The organism is Methylobacterium litchii (assembly GCF_038442315.1).
GTDB classification, from domain to species: Bacteria; Pseudomonadota; Alphaproteobacteria; order Rhizobiales; family Beijerinckiaceae; genus Methylobacterium; species Methylobacterium litchii.
On sequence record NZ_JBBXMY010000023.1, the window covers coordinates 1 to 18003 of the forward strand.

The 18003-nt window shown below is 68.7% G+C and carries 15 protein-coding genes and 4 pseudogenes; 15 read left to right on the plus strand and 4 right to left on the minus strand.

The genetic code is table 11. The features are described from left to right. Both AAHF99_RS24515 and AAHF99_RS24520 read left to right on the plus strand, forming a co-directional pair. A pseudogene (locus AAHF99_RS24515) lies at positions 1-127 on the plus strand (IS481 family transposase); the annotation flags it as partial. Between the two features lie 14 nt (positions 128-141). Beyond that, complete coding sequence (locus AAHF99_RS24520) at positions 142-321, plus strand: SDR family NAD(P)-dependent oxidoreductase (RefSeq protein WP_412759945.1); 180 nt, start codon at positions 142-144, stop codon at positions 319-321. Here AAHF99_RS24520 and AAHF99_RS24525 read toward each other — a convergent pair. Beyond that, complete coding sequence (locus AAHF99_RS24525) at positions 311-1333, minus strand: zinc-binding alcohol dehydrogenase family protein (protein ID WP_342166975.1); 1023 nt, start codon at positions 1331-1333, stop codon at positions 311-313. The genes AAHF99_RS24520 and AAHF99_RS24525 overlap by 11 nt on opposite strands. A 248-nt stretch (positions 1334-1581) precedes the next feature. Here AAHF99_RS24525 and tnpA (AAHF99_RS24530) point away from each other — a divergent pair, with 248 nt between their 5' ends. The 4 genes and pseudogenes from tnpA (AAHF99_RS24530) to AAHF99_RS24545 form a co-directional block, all read left to right on the plus strand. Further along, complete coding sequence (gene tnpA / locus AAHF99_RS24530; RefSeq protein ID WP_238205964.1) at positions 1582-1956, plus strand: IS66-like element accessory protein TnpA; 375 nt, start codon at positions 1582-1584, stop codon at positions 1954-1956. Continuing rightward, a complete protein-coding gene (gene tnpB / locus AAHF99_RS24535) occupies positions 1953-2300 on the plus strand; it encodes an IS66 family insertion sequence element accessory protein TnpB (protein WP_342166976.1) in 348 nt (115 codons plus the stop codon). Before tnpA (AAHF99_RS24530) ends, tnpB (AAHF99_RS24535) begins: the two co-directional genes overlap by 4 nt. Further along, positions 2255-3837 (plus strand): IS66 family transposase gene (gene tnpC, locus AAHF99_RS24540; RefSeq protein WP_459558958.1). Its coding sequence is split into 2 segments (ribosomal slippage): positions 2255-3791 and positions 3791-3837, totalling 1584 coding nucleotides; the frame shifts between segments, so codons are not numbered across the junction. Before tnpB (AAHF99_RS24535) ends, tnpC (AAHF99_RS24540) begins: the two co-directional genes overlap by 46 nt. Positions 3838-3864: 27 nt before the next feature. Next, positions 3865-4275 (plus strand): annotated as a pseudogene (locus AAHF99_RS24545) (transposase); the annotation flags it as partial. An 84-nt stretch (positions 4276-4359) separates the two neighbouring features. Here the strand turns inward: AAHF99_RS24545 and AAHF99_RS24550 are convergent. Continuing rightward, entirely contained in the window at positions 4360-4797 is a 438-nt protein-coding gene (locus AAHF99_RS24550; RefSeq protein WP_342166977.1) for a hypothetical protein, read from the minus strand. Between the two features lie 137 nt (positions 4798-4934). Continuing rightward, positions 4935-5423 (minus strand): DUF892 family protein, encoded by a 489-nt coding sequence (locus AAHF99_RS24555; RefSeq protein ID WP_342166978.1) that lies wholly within the window; start codon positions 5421-5423, stop codon positions 4935-4937. Between the two features lie 183 nt (positions 5424-5606). Between AAHF99_RS24555 and AAHF99_RS24560 the strand changes: the two genes are divergently transcribed. Continuing rightward, complete coding sequence (locus tag AAHF99_RS24560; protein WP_342166979.1) at positions 5607-6218, plus strand: TetR/AcrR family transcriptional regulator; 612 nt, start codon at positions 5607-5609, stop codon at positions 6216-6218. A 133-nt stretch (positions 6219-6351) separates the two neighbouring features. Here AAHF99_RS24560 and AAHF99_RS24565 read toward each other — a convergent pair whose 3' ends face one another. Then, the gene (locus AAHF99_RS24565) at positions 6352-7074 is read right to left on the minus strand and encodes a TetR/AcrR family transcriptional regulator (RefSeq protein WP_342166980.1); all 723 of its coding nucleotides are present in this window, start codon (positions 7072-7074) and stop codon (positions 6352-6354) included. A 345-nt stretch (positions 7075-7419) separates the two neighbouring features. Between AAHF99_RS24565 and AAHF99_RS24570 the strand changes: the two genes are divergently transcribed. From AAHF99_RS24570 to AAHF99_RS24605, 8 genes and pseudogenes are all read left to right on the plus strand, one after another. Then, positions 7420-8691 carry an HlyD family secretion protein gene (locus AAHF99_RS24570; protein ID WP_342166981.1) on the plus strand — a complete coding sequence of 424 codons (1272 nt, stop codon included), beginning with the start codon at positions 7420-7422 and terminating at the stop codon, positions 8689-8691. Beyond that, positions 8681-10201, plus strand: a complete 1521-nt coding sequence (locus AAHF99_RS24575; protein ID WP_342166982.1) for a DHA2 family efflux MFS transporter permease subunit — start codon at positions 8681-8683, stop codon at positions 10199-10201. Before AAHF99_RS24570 ends, AAHF99_RS24575 begins: the two co-directional genes overlap by 11 nt. Positions 10202-10284: 83 nt before the next feature. Further along, positions 10285-11748, plus strand: coding sequence for a TolC family protein (locus AAHF99_RS24580; protein WP_342166983.1), 1464 nt, complete (start codon positions 10285-10287; stop codon positions 11746-11748). Between the two features lie 271 nt (positions 11749-12019). Then, positions 12020-13581, plus strand: a pseudogene (locus AAHF99_RS24585) (ISL3 family transposase). A gap of 231 nt (positions 13582-13812) precedes the next feature. Beyond that, the gene (gene tnpA / locus AAHF99_RS24590) at positions 13813-14184 is read left to right on the plus strand and encodes an IS66-like element accessory protein TnpA (protein WP_342166984.1); all 372 of its coding nucleotides are present in this window, start codon (positions 13813-13815) and stop codon (positions 14182-14184) included. After that, entirely contained in the window at positions 14181-14528 is a 348-nt protein-coding gene (gene tnpB, locus AAHF99_RS24595) for an IS66 family insertion sequence element accessory protein TnpB (protein WP_111473357.1), read from the plus strand. Before tnpA (AAHF99_RS24590) ends, tnpB (AAHF99_RS24595) begins: the two co-directional genes overlap by 4 nt. A 140-nt stretch (positions 14529-14668) precedes the next feature. Continuing rightward, positions 14669-16162 (plus strand): annotated as a pseudogene (gene tnpC / locus AAHF99_RS24600) (IS66 family transposase). A 193-nt stretch (positions 16163-16355) separates the two neighbouring features. Next, positions 16356-17561: an L-dopachrome tautomerase-related protein gene (locus tag AAHF99_RS24605; RefSeq protein ID WP_342166985.1), complete on the plus strand. Its 1206-nt coding sequence runs from the start codon at positions 16356-16358 to the stop codon at positions 17559-17561. Positions 17562-18003: the final 442 nt, after the last annotated feature.

Sequence of the window (18003 nt, forward strand, 5' to 3'; positions counted from 1 at the left end):
CTTTGGCCGCCGCCTCAAGATCCTGCGTGGCCTCACGCCCTACGAGGCTATCTGCAAAGCATGGTCCGCCGAGCCCGAACGCTTCAGGTCAAACCCGCTCCACCAAATGCCGGGACCAAACATCTAGGAAGGAAGCCGAACATGTTCCGCTTCGAGAAGAGGCGCGTCATCACTGGTGCCGGAAGCGGCATCGGCGCCGCCACCGCGAAACGGTTTGCGTCGGAGGGCGCTTCCGTTGTCCTGAACGGCCGGGACCGGGGCAAGCTCGATTGGCGTCCCAGCTCCGAGCCGGGACGCTTCGCGTGCCGGCTTAGTCGCTGAACCCAGCGAGGACGACCTTGCCCCTCGCCTTCCCGCTCTCGATGAGTGCGTGGGCGCGTGCCAGGTTGGCGGCGTTGATCGGACCGAAGGTCTCGCTCAACGTCGTGCGCAGCCGTCCCGCGTCGATCAGGCGGGCAATCTCGGTCAGGATCGCGTGCTGCCGTTCCATGTCGGCGGTCTGGAACAGCGAGCGGGTGAACATCAGCTCCCAGTGCAGCGACAGGCTCTTGGGCTTGAGCGGCATCACATCCAGGGTCTCGGGATCGTCGATCGGGCCGAGGCGACCCTGTGGCGCGAGGAGCTCGATGATCTGCGGGAGATGCGCACCGGTCTGCGTCGTCGCGAACACGAACCCGGGCGCCCCGGGAAGACCGAGCGCCGCCACCTCGGTGGCGAGGGGCTTCGCATGGTCGATCACGTGGTGGGCGCCGAGGTCCCGGCACCATTGCGCCGTCTCGGGGCGCGAGGCCGTAGCGATCACGATGAGATCCGTGAGCTGCCGGGCGAGCTGGATCGCGATCGAGCCGACGCCGCCGGCGCCCCCGACGATCAGGATCGCGGGGGCGGCACCCGGAACGGGCGTGGCGACGTCGAGCCGGTCGAACAACATCTCCCAAGCGGTCAGCGCGGTAAGCGGTAGCGCCGCGGCGGCGGCGAAATCGAGGCTGGCTGGCTTGGCACCGACGAGGCGCTCGTCCACGCACTGGAACGCGGCGTTGCTACCTGGCCGGTCGAGCGCACCGGCATAGAACACCGCGTCGCCGGGCTTGAACAGGTGCGCCTCCGGTCCGACCGAGACCACGGTTCCGGCCGCATCCCAGCCGAGAACCTTCGGCTCGCAACCCTGCTTGTAGGCGCCTTGGCGCACCTTGGTGTCGATTGGGTTCACGGAAACGGCCTGCACGCGTACGAGCAGGTCGCGCCTGGCCGGCACGGGATCGGGAAAGGTGGTGTCGAGGAGGGCGTCCGGCGCATCGATCCGGGCGCCTTCGGTGTAGGTCACAGCACGCATGAGTGTCTCCCAGGATGTCGCAACGGGCGATCCCGCGCCGCCGTCCTAGGCTGCCTCATAGCGTGCCGCCTCCTTTGGCGCAGCGGCATGACGCGCATATTACGCCGCTGCTGCTGAGACGGTAAGGCAGGGGCGAAATGTTGACTCAAAGTAAGCGCTCGGTGACGGCTGCCTTGCGCGGATAGTGGCGCGCTCTGGATACAGGTGCTGGCGTCAGATGGCGCTGTATCGGCCCTGGGTCTGGACCTATGACTTCTCCCTCGCACGTCGTGGTCGCCGGCACGCGCCGGGCGTGGTCGCCGGAGCAGAAGCGGGCGATCCTGGCCGAGGCGGACGTGCCGGGCACGTCGGCCTCGGCGGTGGCACGCCGGCACGGGCTGCATTCCAGCCTGCTGTTTCGCTGGCGCCGCGCGGTCCTGGCTGAACAGCGGGCGGCGGTGGCACCCGCCGGGCCGGCGTTCGTGCCGCTGGCCCTGCCGGCCCCCACGGCCGGCGCGCCCATCGTGCCGGCGGAGCCCGGCCCCATCGAGATCGAGCTGGCCGGCGGCCACCGGGTGCGGGTGCCGGCCGGGACCGACCTCGCACTCCTGCGGGGCGTACTCGCAGCGCTGACCGGCCGATGATCCCGGTCCCCTCCGGCGCGCGGGTGTGGCTGGCCACCGGGCACACTGACATGCGCAAGGGCTTCGACGGTCTGGCCACCCTGGTGCAGGACCATCTCGCCCGCGACCCGTTCTCGGGACAGGCGTTCGTGTTCCGCGGCCGGCAGGGGCACCTGATCAAGGTGCTGTGGTGGGACGGTCAGGGGCTATGCCTGTTCGCCAAGCGTCTGGAGAAGGGCCGCTTCGTCTGGCCGGCCACGGCGGGGGCCGCGGCCGCGCTGACCCCGGCGCAACTCGCGATGCTGCTGGAGGGTATCGATTGGCGGGCCCCCGTGCGCACCGACCGGCCCCGGATCGCCGGCTGAGCGCGGTGGAGTACCGAGGCGGCAGCGTCCGGGCGCATGGATGTGGCGAGCCCCCTCGGTACGGCTTAAGCTGTCTGATCGAGAAGCTGCGCGGCGAACTCGCCCGGCTGAAGCGAGCTGGGTTCGGCACCGCGTCGGAGAGGCTCGGGGGGCGCGTCGAGCAGCTCGAACTGGCCATCGAGACGCTGGAGGTCGACGAGGCCGAACGTCTGGCTGCCATGCCCGCTGTCGCCGGGGCGGTGGAGGCAGCGCGTATCCGGCCGGCGCGGCGGCCTCTGCCCGGGCACCTGCGGCGCGAGAGCATCGTCCACCCCGGCCCCTGCGCCTGCCCAGCCTGCGGCGGTGCGCTGCGGCGGATCGGCGAGGACGTGACCGAGAGCCTCGACTACGTGCCGGGCCGGTTCAAGGTCGTGCGCCACGTGCGCGAGGCCTTCGCCTGCCGGGCCTGCGAGCAGGTGGTCCAGACGCCGGCGCCCCACCACGCCATCGCCCGCGGACGCGCCGGCCCGGGTCTGCTCGCCCACATCGCGGTGGCCAAGTTCGACGACCACCTGCCGCTCTATCGCCAAGCCGAGATCTACGCCCGCGACGGGGTCGATCTGGCCACCTCGACGCTCTCGGGTTGGCTGGGCGCGACGGCCGCGGCGGTGATGCCGCTCGTCGACCTGCCGCGGCGGGAGGTGATCGCCGGCTCGGACGTGCTGCACGGCGACGACACGCCGGTCCCGGTGCTGGCGCCGGGCACCGGCAAGACCCGGACCGGCCGGCTCTGGACCTACGTGTGCGACGAGCGCCCCCACGGCGGCGCCCGGCCGCCGGCGGCGGTGATCTTCGCCTCGCCCGACCGCCGGGGCGAACGTCCGCTCGCGCACCTGGCGCGCTTCTCCGGGGTGCTGGTGGCCGACGGCTACGCCGGCTTCAACGGGCTGTACGCGGGGACGCGCCCGGGTGGGGCGCTGACCGAGGCGGCGTGCTGGGCGCACGTGCGACGCAAGTTCTTCGACGCGCACGCCGCGACCGGCTCGACCCTGGCGGCGGAGGCGCTGGCGCGGATCGGCGCGCTCTACGGCATCGAGCGCGGCCTGCACGGCAAGCCGCCCGACGCCCGCACCCGCGAGAGGCAGGCCCGCGCGAGGCCGCTGGGGGCGGCGCTGAAGGCATGGGCGGAGGCGAGCCTGTCCCAGGTGCCAGGTCGATCCGACCTGGCCAAGGCGTTGCGCTACATGCTGGCGCGCTGGACCGCGCTCACGCGCGCCTTCGACGACGGGCGCATCGCGCTCGACAACAACGCGGCCGAGCGGGCGCTGCGCGGCGTGGCGGTGGGGCGCAAGAACTACCTGTTCGCCGGCTCGGAGCGCGGGGCCGAGCGCGCTGCCGCCTTCTACACCCTGATCGAAAGCGCCAAGCTGAACGGGCTCGACAGCGAGGCGTACCTGCGCGACGTGCTCACCCGCATCGCCGACCATCCGGCAAAGCGGCTGGCCGACCTGCTCCCTGGAACTGGACGCCGGCCTCGCCCGTCGCTCACGCTGCCTGACCGGAAGGCCCGCCGCCGAGCGCTTACACGATCACCGCCGCCCTGCGCAGCGAAGGCTTATGCGCCACGACCCTGTTCGACGGCGCCACCAACGGCGCACGCTTCCGGGCCTACGTCGCCGACACGCTTGTGCCCGCGCTCAAGCCCGGTGACACCGTCATTCTCGACAACCTGCAGGCCCACAAGGTGGCAGGTATGCGTGAGACCATCGAGGCCGCCGGGGCGAGGCTGCTCTACCTCCCACCCTACAGCCCGGACTTCAATCCCATCAAGCAGATCTTCGCCAAGCTGAAGGCTCTGCTCCGGACAGCGGCGGCCCGCACCGTCCCTGATCTGTGGCACGCCATCCGGCAGGCTTTGGCTCGCTTCACGGCAGATGAGTGCCGCAACTCCCTTGCTGCCGCCGGCTACGATACCGACTTGGCCGTCGCTACGTGACCGGGCACGGCTCTAGGGTGAGGGACGCGCATCAGCATAGTGCCGACGACAGTATCGCCGTCGGTCTCATGGCCAAAAAGCACCTCAGTCGCGTGCCGTCCGCCGGACAAAGGAAGCGGAGCGCGTCGCGTGGCTGGATGCCTGCAATTCACCCCCCCGTTCCCCGCGGAGCGGCATTTCAATCAGAGGCGCGGTCTCGGCTGGCATCAGCGCCGCGCCCATGGAAACGATGCCCGCCATCGCCTTGAGATTGTCGGGCTGGCGGGGATCCCCCGCGATCCGCGCCGCCTCCTGCTGAAGACGGAGATGGCACGCCTTCGGCGCCAGAGCGCCGTCCGGCGTGCACGCGTCGTGCCGGGCACAAGCCGCATCGAGGGCATCAATGGGAGGCAACGGAGCGTTGTTTCCGGGTCCGCAGTAGTTTCCGTACAGCATCGTCGAACGCGTCGGCGCGGACTGCGAAAGTGCCGGACCGGTCAGGCTGAGAATGAGAAGAATGGAAGGCGTCAACTTGAGGATCATCGCAGGCACCGTGAAGCGTCTCACCCCCTCAGGTGGTTCGCATGAGGCCCGCCGAGCGGCGGACGGACCGATTGGTTCGTGGAAGTCGGTCGGCCCCCGCAACGGGTTGGGGTGGCGACTGTATGCCGATGGTTCGGTCAGCTGGCGCGCTTGTTGGTCCGTGCCTCGGAGACTTCGGTGTAGCGCTTGTCGAAGGCTATCATCTCGTCCGTCATACGCTTGAGTTCCGCAGCATCCTGGTCGCGACCGAGGTGCTTGGCGGTCGACGCGAGGGTGCCGTAGGCCGCGATGTAGTAGTGGATGGAGATTTGGGCTGACGCCACGCCGCTGGCATCCTTCACCTCGGGGTCCTTGGCGGCATCCATCGCCTGGATCGTGCCGGCCCTGATGCCTTCCATGATCTTGTTGGGGATGCTAGTCGGTTGACCACCCGCGTCCTTCAGGAGGCGCGAGATCGTATCCGAATGGCGTTCCGCGGCGCTGGCGCCCTCCTCGGCGATCTTGCGAAGCTCCGGATCACTGAGATCCTTGGTGGCCGCCCGGGCCGCCTCCTTACCCTGCTCGTCGGCGCTTTTGATCGCCTGCAGGCCCGTGACATACCATTCAAAGTAAGCAGTCTCTGCCATGTCTCGATCCCGGATGCAGTTAATGAACGGTCGCGTTCATTTTCAGAACCGCCGGGCATCCGGGTTGTTCCCACGCTCAGGGGGAAGAGTTTGAGCGAGCAGATCCAGGGGGCCAGTGGCCAGAACCCCTCGCGTCGGCGCGGTCGACCGCGCGCGGACCAAACGGGGGAGGTCGAGGCCCGAGTGCTCGATGTCGCGACCCACCTGTTCCTGCAGCAGGGGTTCGACCGAACGACCTACGAAGGCATCGCCGAGTTGGCCCGTGCCGGCAAGGCAACCCTGTACGCGCGCTATCCGACCAAGGAGATGCTGTTCAAGGAGGTGGTCCAACGACGCGTTACCCTGGCGCTCGGGCGGATCTCGGCGGGGGACGAAGGGGGGCCGCTCCGGGTCAGGATCTTGCGCGCATGCGTCATGCTCGCCGACGAGACCTTCGTCCCGGACGTCATCGCGCTGATGCGCATCACCATCGTGGAGCGGGAGCGCTTTCCCGACATGGCCCGGGCGTCCTACGAGATCGGTTTCGGCGGGTGCGTCGAGTGCGTGGCCGAGGTCATCGTCGGGGACGGCCATACGCCGGACCAGGTTGCCGCGGCCACGCCCATCGCCACACGGATCGTGGAGATGGCGCTGATGCCGCTGCAGATGCACGCGCTCTACGGCGTGGACCTCGCCCTGCTGCGCGAGCGTGCCCGCCGCGACGTCGCGACCGTCATCGACATGGTCGCCGATGACTTGGCTCCGTTCGGGGGGCTGGATCAGGACGCGGTGTCCGACGTGGACGGCGAATATTAGATCGAGGTGGCGCCGGTGGAAGCGCTTGTCACGAACACGGCGAGCTCGGTCCATGAAGGTCATCGTCGATGCAGACATCCGTCATGGCTGCGCCCTCGAGAGGCTGCCGTCTCGGGAATCAGCCGTGATTTTGTCAGCCCCCTGGAGCAGAAGGGTTCGCGGCGAGCCTCGCCCCCGGTGCGTTCGCGGCCACGCCACCGATGAAGAGGTCGACCGCTTGCCTGAGCGTCTCGCGCTTCACGAACGTCAACTCGGCGGAGTGGATGCCCGTCGCTGCCTCGATCATCGGTACGCGGATCATGGCACTTAGGAAGTGTTCGGCGGCAAAGCCTGGGTCGGCGCAGGCGAACTCGCCAGCCGCGATCCCGGCGGCGAGGCAGCGCTCGACAAGCACCACACCCCTCTTACGTGCGAATTCGTTGAGACGGCGGGGCAGCTCCGGGAAGCGGGGTGCGACCCCGATCAACATCCGCTCCAGCGCCGCGATGTCCGGGGAGAGGGACTGTGCCAACATCTCCTGCGCGAGACGGTGCAGCCGTTCCCGGTGCGAGCCCCCCGTCCCCTCGACCGACAGGGGCCGGAAAGCATCCTCGATCATGCGTTGGACGACGGCCTCGAACACGTTGGACTTGGACTTGAAGCGCGCGTAGAAGGTCCGTTTCGAGGTCCCTGCAGCCGCGGCGATGGCGTCCAGCTTCGCACCGTCGAAGCCTTCCTTGAGGAAGACGCTTTGAGCCGCATCGAGGATGCGCTCGGTGATCTCGGCCTCCGAGCCACGACGCGGTCGTCCTCGCTTTCGTAGGCCGGTCACTACTGGATCCTGCGGAGCAGCCTCGTCTGGTCCGGCATCTGCCATGCGACTGTCCTCGAAGTCCCGCTCTCGCTTCCGATACTTCGTGAGATCGAGCGATCTCCTGTCTGGATATGGGCTGGATGCTGGGGCCTGACCGTTCCGAGGAACCGCATACCGCGACGCGGCCGCCAAACTACAGCGTAGGCTCACCCCGTGGCTTCGTTAAAAGCACCTTCGACGGGCATTTTGTCTGGGTATACCTATGGCTATGCTGCCTCCAGGCATCGTTGCATTTTTACTGCACGTACGATCCCGACTCCGATGGAGAACGCCGGAGGCTCCCCTTGTTTCCCCCCCACACCTCAGCTTAAAGGTACGCGGCAGGTGCTTTTTTAGGTCGCGGGAACTATGTCCACGAAGCCGGGCGAAGACGATGCGGACGCGTCCGACGCCACGTCCGAAGACCGCGCCGGCGACGGTGGGAAGGACGACCGCGATGGTAGCGGGGGCAGCGATGCCGGCGAGGAAGGGGATGGGGGCGAGAAGGAAGGCAAGCCCTCGCCCCTGAAGAAGCCTTGGGTCCGCATCGGCCTCTTGGTCGTCGCGCTCGGCCTCGTTGCGGCCGGTGCGGTCTACGGCTGGCACTACTGGACCACCGGCCGCTTCATGCAGGAGACGGACAACGCCTACATCAAGGCCGACCAGGTCACCGTCTCGCCCCAGGTCTCGGGGCGGATCGCCGAGATCCCCGTCTCCGCGAATCAGACGGTGGCGGCCGGCGACCTCCTCGTCCGCATCGACGACCGGCAGAGCAGCGCCAGGGTGGCCCAGGCCCGGGCGCAGCTCGACGGGCGTCGGGCCGAAGTGGCGCGAACCGAGGCGGAGGTCGAGCGGCAACGGGCCCAGATCGAGCAGGCCAAGGCTCAACTCGCGGTCAACCGGGTCGGCGCCCGGTTCGCGGGCGACCAGGTCGCCCGCTACCGGCCGCTCGCCGCGAGCGGCGCCGACACTGTCGAGCGCCTCGAACAGTACCGCAGCCAGTCCGACCAGGCGAAGGCGCAGGTCGACCTCGGGGAGGCGCAGGTCGAGTCCGCCAGGAAACAACTGGCCTCGACGCAGGCGCAACTGCCCCAGGCGCGAGCCATGGTCGAACAGGCGCAGGCCGAGCTGACCCAGGCCCAGGTCGACCTCGACCACACCGTCATCCGCAGCCCGGTGGCCGGCCGCGTCGGCGACCTGAACGCCCGGATCGGCGAGACGGTCCAGCCCGGGACCCGGCTCATGGCCATCGTGCCCGTCGAGGATCTCTACATCGACGCGAACTTCAAAGAGACGCAGGTCGGTCTGATGCGGATCGGCCAGCCGGTGAAGATCGAGGTTGACGCACTTCCCGACCGACCCTTGAACGGGCGCCTCGCGAGCTTCTCGCCCGGGACCGGCGCACGCTTCGCCCTCATCCCGCCCCAGAACGCCACCGGCAACTTCACCAAGATCGTCCAGCGCGTCCCGGTCCGCATCCGCTTCAAGTCCGGCCAGGAAGCTCGCAAGGTCCTCGTGCCGGGCCTCTCCGTCGTCGTCACGGTCGACACCCGCAGCGCCCGCCAGGACGAGGAGGACGAGGAGGAGGACGCGCCGAAGCAGACGAGCGATGCCGGCCCGGGAGACGCGCGTGGCCGATGAGGCGGAGAAGGCCGACTTCTCGGCCTGGATGGCGGTCGCCGCCGGCACCATCGGCGCCTTCATGGCGACGCTCGACGCCTCCATCGTCAACGCGGCCCTGCCGACCATCCAGGGCGGCATCGCGGCCAGCGCCGACGAGGGCACCTGGATCTCGACCTCCTACCTCGTGGCGGAGATCGTGATGATCCCGCTCGCCGGCTGGTTCGAGAAGATCTTCGGCCTGCGCAACTTTCTCCTGCTCGCCACGTCCCTGTTCATCGGCTTCTCGGCGATGTGCGGTCTATCCACCAACCTGACGCAGATGATCATCGGCCGCGTCGGGCAGGGCTTCTCCGGCGGCGCCCTGATCCCGACGGCCCTCACCATCGTCGCGACGCGTCTGCCGCAGGGCCAGAGGCCGCTCGGGACTGCCCTGTTCGGGCTGACCGCCGTGCTCGGCCCCGTCGTCGGCCCGCTCGTCGGCGGCTGGCTGACCGAGAACGTCAGCTGGCACTACACCTTCTTCATCAACGTGCCGGTCGGGCTGGCGCTCATCGCATTGATCGTGATCGCCGTCCCGGGGCGCGCGACGCGGCTCGGGCTACTGACCAAGGCCGACTGGCTCGGCGTCGTCGGCCTCTCGGTCGGACTCGGCTGCCTGACGACCCTGCTGGAGGAGGGACAGCGCGAGCGCTGGTTCGAGTCCGCCTTCATCCTCAAGCTGAGCGTCGTCTCGGGGCTCGGGTTCGTGGCCATGGCCGTCGGCCAGTTCACGAGCCGGACGCCGATCATCGACTTGCGGCTGCTGTTTCAGAAGAGCTTCGGCAGCGTCTTCGTCAGCAGTCTCGTCGTCGGCGCGGCGCTCTACGGGCTGCTCTACCTCATCCCGCAGTTCCTAGCGCGTGTGCCCGACTACAACGCCGAGCAGGCGGGCCACGTCGCGCTGATCAGCGGCCTGCCCTCCCTGCTGATCATGCCGTTCTACCCCCTGATCGTGCGCGCCCTCGACATCCGGATCGTCATCGGGAGCGGGCTGCTCTTCTACTCGGCGGGGTGCTTCTACAATTCCGGCCTGATCCCCGACGCGAACGGGTCGCAGTTCGTCACCTCGCAGATCCTGTGCGGCTTCGGGCAGGCGCTCAGCCTGCTGTTCCTGAACGAGGCGGCCACGCGAAGCGTCCCCGACGAGAAGACCGAGGACGCTTCCGGCCTGTTCAATGCCGGTCGCAACCTCGGCGGCTCGTTCGGCCTCGCCTTGATCAAGACCATGCTGGAGAGACGCGAGGACCTGCACACCGACCGCATCTCGGAATCGATCTCGGCGACCTCGCCCATCGCGCAGGACGCCATGAACCGCATGGCTGCCGGCGAGGGCGGGATGCAGGGCGCCTTACAGATGCTCAAGACGACCATCGACCTGCAGGCCGAGGTCATGGCCTACAGCGACCTCTACTTCATCCTCGGCGTTCTGATGCTGGTCGGGCTGCCGTTCGTCCCCTTCATCCGCCCCATTCCCAGCAAGGCGTCCTGATGGTGACGAGCGTGTTCCCGCTGAGACCCGGTTCGCCTGCCCGGTGCGGGGCGCGGAGGCTGCCATCACGCGGTCCCTCGCTCGTGCCGGTCGTCGCGGTCGCCCTGATGCTCGGCGGCTGCGTCGTCGGACCCGACTACGCCGGTCCGCCCTCCGCGGCGCCGCGAGCGGAAACGGGCGCGGGTTTCGTCCGCGCGGGCGCCGTCGCGGCGGTCTCGCAGCCGCGCTCCGCACGGTGGTGGACCAGCCTGAACGATCCGCAGTTGACGAGGCTCGTCGAGCAGGCGCTGGAGGCCAACGCACAGGTTCGGGTGGCCTGGGCGCGCCTGCAGCAATCGCGCGCCGTCGTCGGCGGTCGGATCGCCGACCTGGCGCCGACGGTGGGCTCGAACGCGGTCGCCCTCAACAACCAGTTGCCGCTCAAGACCTTCCTGGGAGACCGGGCCGGCGAGGCGCTCACCGGCCTGACCGGCGCTCCCGTCCCGAAGTCGATCAACTTCGACATCTACAACGCGGGCTTCGACGCGAGCTGGGAGATCGACATCTTCGGGGGGCGGCAGCGCGCCATCGAGCAGGCCGGTGCGCTGGCCGGCGCGGCCGAGGCGCAGGTCGCCGACACCCAGGTCCAGGTCGCGGCGGAGACGGCGCAGGCCTACGTCGCACTGCGGGGCGCCCAGCGGCGCGTCGCGCTGGGCCAGCGCTCCGCCGCGCTCCAGCGCGAGACTCTGCGGCTGGCCGAGCAGCGCCTCGCGCAGGGGGCCGGCTCCGCCCTGGACGTCGAGCGCATCCGAAGCCAGTACGAGAACACGGCCTCGACGATCCCGCCGCTCCAGGCCGAGGTCGACGCGAACCTCAACCGGCTCGCCGTCCTCCTCGGCCTCGAACCGGGCGCTCTCGACCCGGCCCTCAGATCGGCCAAGCCGGTGCCCGTGCCCCCGCGCAGCGTCGCGCTCGGCGACCCCATGGCAATGCTGCGGCGGCGACCGGATGTCCGTCAGGCGGAGCGGCAGCTTGCCGCAGCCAACGCTCAGATCGGGCAGGCCGTCGCACGCCTCTTCCCCCGGGTGAACCTGATCGGCAACGCCGGTTGGATCTCGCCGAACATCGGCGACATCGGCACGCTCGCCGCGTCGACCTACACGGTGGGACCGACCTTGCAGTGGAACGTCCTCGACTTCGGCCGGACGCTCGCGCAGATCCGCCAGTCCGAGGCCGGGGCCGAGATACAGGTCGTCCAGTACGAGCAGACGGTTCTCCAGGCTCTGCAAGACGCCGAGACCGCGCTCTCCCGCTACGGGCACCAGCGCGTGGCCGTGGCGCGGCTCGCCCGGGCGAACGCGGCAGCGGCACGGGCGTCCAGCCTGACCAACCAGCGCAACCAGGCCGGAACCATCAGCACGGTCGACGTGCTCGACGTGGAGCGCCAGCGCCTGCAGACCGAGCAGAGCCTGGCGCAAGGGCAGACCGAGATGACGACCGCGTACGTGTCGCTCCAGAAGAGCCTCGGGGCGGGGTGGACTTCGGAGGAAGCTCCCGACACGTGGTGAATCTGCAACGACAGATACCACGTTATTTTACGTGAAGTTATCAGGCCTTCCGGTCCCGGCAGCTCGCGTGGTGCCTGAATGGCGCGCTTGTGCGAGGCGGCGGAGGTTGCGCGGCTCGGCGGCGACGAGTTCGGCGTCGTCATGCCCCTGGATATAGCGACGGCAGGTTGTCGGCATCAAAGCTGTGTTTCGGCGTGGAATAAGGGCCCTGACTCACTCTCGCTGATTCCGGCGGCGTTGAGATTGCGGATATCCATGATGGAGCCGCAGCATGCGCCCCCGCTTCAGGCCGTCGAGCCTCGTCCCTGCCGGACTCGTCGTCGATCACCTCGATGTCGGCACCGATCGGATCAGTCTGGTCGTGAGGTCCGGATCTGCGAAGGCGACGTGCCCAGACTGCCGGACCTCTTCACGTCGCATCCAAAGCCGCTACCAGCGCCGTGCTGCCGACCTGCCGCTCGGTGGTCGGCGCGTCGAACTCCAAGTCATGGTGAGACGCTTCTGGTGTGATGCAGCGGCCTGTGGGCGGAAGATCTTTGCCGAGCGCTTCTCCGAGGACGTCCTGCCTACCTTCGCGCGACGCACCTCGCGGCTGGAGCAGATCGTCCATCAGTTGGGCTCGCACTCGGTGGTCGGCCCGGTGCAGGCCTCGCTCAGCGCCTGATGCTGCCCGTCAGCCGCGACACGCTCCTGCGTGTGATCCGCCGTCGGGCAACGATACACTCCGATCCACTCAGCATCATCGGCATCGACGACTTCGCTTGGCGGCGCAACCACCGCTACGGCACCCTCGTCTGCGATCTCGAACGACGCCGCATCGTAGCGCTCCTGCCCGACCGCGAGCAGGCCACCGCACAGACTTGGCTGAAGATGAACGGCTCGATCCGGATCGTCGCCCGCGACCGCGGGGGTGGATATGGCGAGGCCATCGCCCGTGCTCTGCCGCAGTCCATCCAGGTCGCCGACCGGTGGCACCTTATGGAGAATGCCAGCCGTGGCTTCCTCGATGCTGTGCGCAGATCGATGCGACAGGTTCGCGAGGTGGTCGGCGCAACCACGATCGATCCGGCGCTGCTCACTGCAGCCGAGCGCATCCAGTACGAGGGTTACCTGCGGCGGGAGGAGGCGGACGCGGCCATCCGCGCGCTCGCCGAGACAGGCGTTCCGATCCGCCGGATCTGCCAACGTCTTGGCCACAGCCGCAAGGTGGTGCGTGCGGTCCTACGTGGGGAGCGTACCGACGTCTTCCGGGTCCGCCAGAGTTCGCTCGACGCCTATCTGCCCTGGCTCGATGCCCAGTGGGATGCTGGCAGCCGCAACGCGACCGAACTTTGGCGCAGGGCGAAAGGGCAAGGCTTCCGGGGATCGCTGCGTGTGGTCGGGGAATGGGCGACGCGGCGTCGACGCGCCGAGCAGGCCAAGATCGAACGGCTGCAGCGTGTGCCGTCGGCACGAACCCTGGCGCGATGGCTGATGACAGGTCGCGACCGCTTGACCAAGGCGGAGACGCTGACCGTGGCTGCCATCGAGGACGGCGTGCCAGCGCTGGTCGAGGCGCGCGAGGTGGTGGGCGCTTTCCAGACGATGGTTCGGGCGATGGCGCCGGACAGGCTCGAAGGGTGGCTCACGCGTGCTGGCACAAGCCTCGTCGCCTCGTTCGCCCGCGGCGTGGGTCAGGACAAACCTGCGGTTCTGGAGGCGATCACGTTGCCATGGTCGAACGGCCAGACTGAAGGACAGATCACCAAACTCAAGCTGGTGAAGCGTCAGATGTACGGCCGCGGCAAGATTGACCTGCTGCAAGCTCGCCTGATCGGCCTCACGCCTCCATGATCAGCGAGATTGCGTCAGAGCCCCGATTGGAAGCCGATCCGGGGTCCCGTTCCCATGCTGTTTGACACTCGACCCAATTAAGCTATCGCAGAAGCCTTTGGCGGTCCTAAAAACGGCTCTTCATCGGCGATCCGTAAGCGCTCGGTGACGGCCGCCTTGTGCGGGTAGTGCCTCGCTCGGGATACAGGATGTGGTGTCGGATGGCGCTGTATCGGCCCTGTGTCTGGACCTATGACCAATCCTCATATCGTTGTCGCCAGCACACGCCGAAGCTGGTCGCCCGCGCAGAAGCGGGCCATCCTCGCCGAGGCGGACGATCCCGCCACGACCGCCTCGGCGGTGGCACGCCGGCACGGGCTGCATTCCAGCCTGCTGTTCCGGTGGCGACGCGCCGTGCTGGCCGAGCAGCAGGCCCGGACGACCTCCGCCCCGCCGACCTTCGTCCCGCTCGCCCTGCCGCCGCCCGCCGCTGCGACCGCCGAGAGGCCGGCCGGGTCGGGCGTCGTCGAGATCGAGCTGGCCGGCGGCCATCGGCTGCGGGCCGAGGCGGGTGCGGACCTGGCGCTGCTGCAGGGCGTGATCGCGGCGCTGCTCCACCGATGATCCCGGTCCCGTCCAGCTCGCGCGTCTGGCTGGCCACCGGACACACCGACATGCGCAAGGGCTTCGACGGTCTGGCCGCGCTCGTGCAGGACCATCTGGCCCGCGATCCGTTCTCGGGGCAGGCCTTCGTGTTCCGTGAGCGGCAGGGGCACCTGATCACGGTGCTGTGGTGGGACGGCCAGGGCCTATGCCTGTTCGCCAAGCGCCTGGAGAAGGGCCGCTTCGTCTGGCCGGCCACCGCCGGGGCCGCGGCGGCGCTGACGCCGGCCCAACTCGCCATGCTGCTGGAGGGCATCGACTGGCGCACGCCGCTGCGCACCGACCGGCCGAGGATTGCGGGCTGAGGCGGAAGACTACCGAGCCGGTCGTGTCCGGGACCGAGGCTGTAGCGAGCCCCCTCGGCAAGGCTTAAGCTGTTGGGGTGGCTCTCGATCCTGCCCTGCTGCCCGACGACGTCGACGCGCTCAAGCGTCTGATCGTCGGCATGGCGCGCGAGGCGGTCCAGGCCGACACCCTGATCGAGAAGCTGCGCTTCGAACTCGCCCGGCTGAAGCGGGCGCGGTTCGGCATCTCCTCCGAGAAGCTCGGAGAGCGGGTCGAGCAGCTCGAACTGGCCATTGAGGCGCTGGAAGCCGACGCGGCCGAGAGCTCGGGTGCCGCGCCGGTCGTGGCCGAAGCGGTGGAGGCCGCGCGCCTCAGGCCGGCCCGGCGGGCCTTGCCCGAGCATCTGCCGCGCGAGAGCGTGGTCCATGCCGGTCCCTGCACCTGCCCGGCCTGCGGCGGGGCCTTGCGCCGGATCGGCGAGGACGTGACCGAGAGCCTCGACTATGTGCCGGGCCGGCTCAAGGTCGTGCGCCACGTGCGCGAGGCGTTCGCCTGCCGCGCCTGCTAGCAGGTGGTGCAGGCACCCGCCCCCCACCACGCCGTTCCCCGCGGACGGGCCGGACCCGGACTGCTCGCCCACATCGCGGTGGCGAAGTTCGACGATCACCTGCCGCTCTACCGCCAGGCCGAGATCTACGCCCGCGACGGCGTGGATTTGGCCACCTCGACGCTCTCGGGCTGGCTCGGTGCCACCGCGGCTACCCTGAGGCCGCTGGTCGACCTGCTGCGCCGGGAGGTGATCGCCGGCTCGGCCGTCCTGCACGGCGACGACACGCCGATCCCGGTGCTGGCGCCGGGCACCGGCAAGACCCGGACCGGCCGGCTCTGGACCTACGTGTGCGACGAGCGCCCCCACGGCGGCGCCCGTCCGCCGGCGGCCGTGTTCTTCGCCTCGCCCGACCGCCGGGGCGAGCGCCCGCTCGCGCATCTGGCGGGCTTCTCCGGCGTGCTGGTGGCCGACGGCTATGCCGGCTTCAACGCGCTCTACGAGGAAGCCCGCCCAGGTGGTGCTCTCACCGAAGCGGCCTGTTGGGCTCATGTGCGGCGCAAGATCTTCGACGTGCACGCCGCGACCGGCTCGGCGCTGGCCGCGGAGGCGCTGGCGCGGATCGGCGCGCTCTACGGGATCGAGCGTGAGCTGCACGGCAAGCCGCCCGACGCCCGCACCCGTGAACGACAGGCCCGCGCGAAGCCGCTGGCGGCGGCGCTGAAGGTGTGGGCGCAACTGTGCCTCACCCAGTTGCCGGGTCGGTCCGAACTGGCCAAGGCGCTGCGCTACATGCTGGCGCGCTGGCCGGCGCTCGCCCGCGCCTTCGACGACGGGCGCATCGCGCTCGACAACAACGCGGCCGAGCGGGCACTGCGCGGCGTCGCGGTCGGGCGCAAGAATTACCTGTTCGCCGGCTCCGACCTCGGGGCCGAACGCGCGGCCGCCTTCTACAGCCTGATCGAGACGGCCAAGCTGAACCGGCTCGATCCCGAGGCCTATTTGCGTGACGTGCTCACACGCATCGCCGATCATCCGGTCAAGCGGCTGACCGATCTGCTGCCCTGGAACTGGACGCAAGCCCAGCCAGCCGCGCACGCCGCCTGACCAGGCGGCCGCTCACCGAGCGCTTACGGCGATCCGGAAAAAGAGGGCGAGGCGACAGCCGTTCTCGGCGAAGATGCGCAACCCCGGCACCGGGCATACGCCTGATGTTTGCCCGGTGCGAGCGCTTACCTGTGCCGGGGAGCCAAGATCGTGCTGAGGAGTTGGCTGGCATACCTCTCAGAGAGTGCCCAGTATGAAACTTTCAGCGAGCGCCCATTTCGGTCTGGCCCTAGCCCTGATGGCCAGTACCGCAGCGCTAGTGGGTCCCGCCCTAGCCCAGAGCCGCGCTCCAGCCGATGGCAATCTCACCCAGATCGCGAGCTTCGCGCATCAGGTCACAGGGATCACTGTAAGCCGAGACGGGCGTATGTTCGTTAACTTCCCGCGTTGGAGTGAGGACGCTCCGGTCTCGGTTGCCGAGTTGAAGGATGGCAAGCCGGTCGCTTACCCGAACGATGACTGGAACAGCTGGCGCAATGCCAGGAAGGACGAGGTCGATCCCAAAACACACTTCGTCTGCGTTCAGAGCGTCGTCGCCGATGGGCAGGATCGCCTTTGGGTGGTCGACGCCGCCGCACCGGCGATGGCGCATGTGATCAAGGATGGAGCCAAGCTCGTGGGTATCGACCTGAAGACCAATCAGGTCGTGAAGACAATCCCGTTCGATACCAGCACGGTGATGCAGGCCTCCTACATCAACGACGTACGCATCTCGCCCGATGGCAAGACCGCCTACCTGACGGACTCCGGGGCTGAGGGGGCGCTGATCGTGGTCGATCTCGACAGCGGTTCAGCCAAGCGCGTGTTGTCCGGCCACCCCTCGACGATGCCGGATAAGAGCGTGACCATACAGTACGACGGCAAGCCACTCCGTCGCCCCGATGGGCGCGGCGTCGAGTTCTCCGCCGACGGCATTGCACTCTCCCCTGATGGCAAGACACTCTACTGGCAGGCCATCAAGGGTAAGACCCTCTACAGCCTCCCGACTGACGCACTGACAGGTTGGGCCACGGCATCATTCGTGCCCGAGTCGCTGAGCGACAGAACCCTGAGCGGGAAGATCGCCACGGTCGGCGAGAACGGGCCGGCTGACGGGCTACTGATCTCTCGCAAGGACGGGCGGATGTATGTCACCTCACCGCAGGACAACGCAGTGAAGGTCCGCGACCTGACCAAGCCGGACGGTGGCCTGACCACGCTGGTTCAGGACGACAGGCTCCGGTGGCCGGATACGTTCAGCGAAGGGCCCGATGGCACGATCTACGTGACGACGTCCCACATTCAGGACTCGGCGGATTACAAGCCCGGCGCCCCTATCAGCTTGCCGACCGAGTTGTGGGCCATCAAGGCTAACCAAGCCGCTGTCCCAGGGTCGACGGGTTCGGGAACCACCCGCTGAAGACAGGCGGGATCCCGTATCGCACCACGAGAGCCCGCCCTGCAGCTGCCGCGGCGGGCTTTCTCAGCAGTGATCGACTTATCTGATGCGGCATGTTCGGGAGAGCGGAGTTCCAACTCGGCTTCGGAGCATGTGCACCCTTCCAGTCGATGCCGCGACCGACTGCCGGCTGCTTCTTTCTGGCTGCCTGTTAAATCGGCCAAGTCGCTTTCCACACCGGACCAAAGGTGGCGCACGGCTGACGAACGGCCGCTTCGGAGATGCGCACAAGGCGGTCCGGGCGGCCGGGTTGGGTCGGTAGGAGGCCGTCCGCTTTTCTGGTCAACCTCCTCCGGAGCGGTCGTTCCGCTTTCGGCCAGCATCGGTCTCACCGATAGGCCCGTCAGGATGACTGGGGAGGGGGGATTTCTGCCTGTCTGCTTCCGAGCGACAGAAGCATCGG

Excerpts from the sequence above, each read along its gene's own strand:
- AAHF99_RS24555 (WP_342166978.1), bottom strand. The coding sequence starts at position 5,423 with ATGGCAGAGACTGCTTACTTTGAATGGTATGTCACGGGCCTGCAGGCG.
- AAHF99_RS24605 (WP_342166985.1), top strand. The coding sequence starts at position 16,356 with ATGAAACTTTCAGCGAGCGCCCATTTCGGTCTGGCCCTAGCCCTGATG.
- AAHF99_RS24520 (WP_412759945.1), top strand. The coding sequence starts at position 142 with ATGTTCCGCTTCGAGAAGAGGCGCGTCATCACTGGTGCCGGAAGCGGC.
- tnpB (WP_111473357.1), top strand. The coding sequence starts at position 14,181 with ATGATCCCGGTCCCGTCCAGCTCGCGCGTCTGGCTGGCCACCGGACAC.
- tnpA (WP_238205964.1), top strand. The coding sequence starts at position 1,582 with ATGACTTCTCCCTCGCACGTCGTGGTCGCCGGCACGCGCCGGGCGTGG.
- AAHF99_RS24565 (WP_342166980.1), bottom strand. The coding sequence starts at position 7,074 with ATGGCAGATGCCGGACCAGACGAGGCTGCTCCGCAGGATCCAGTAGTG.
- tnpB (WP_342166976.1), top strand. The coding sequence starts at position 1,953 with ATGATCCCGGTCCCCTCCGGCGCGCGGGTGTGGCTGGCCACCGGGCAC.
- tnpA (WP_342166984.1), top strand. The coding sequence starts at position 13,813 with ATGACCAATCCTCATATCGTTGTCGCCAGCACACGCCGAAGCTGGTCG.
- AAHF99_RS24525 (WP_342166975.1), bottom strand. The coding sequence starts at position 1,333 with ATGCGTGCTGTGACCTACACCGAAGGCGCCCGGATCGATGCGCCGGAC.
- AAHF99_RS24550 (WP_342166977.1), bottom strand. The coding sequence starts at position 4,797 with ATGATCCTCAAGTTGACGCCTTCCATTCTTCTCATTCTCAGCCTGACC.
- AAHF99_RS24570 (WP_342166981.1), top strand. The coding sequence starts at position 7,420 with ATGTCCACGAAGCCGGGCGAAGACGATGCGGACGCGTCCGACGCCACG.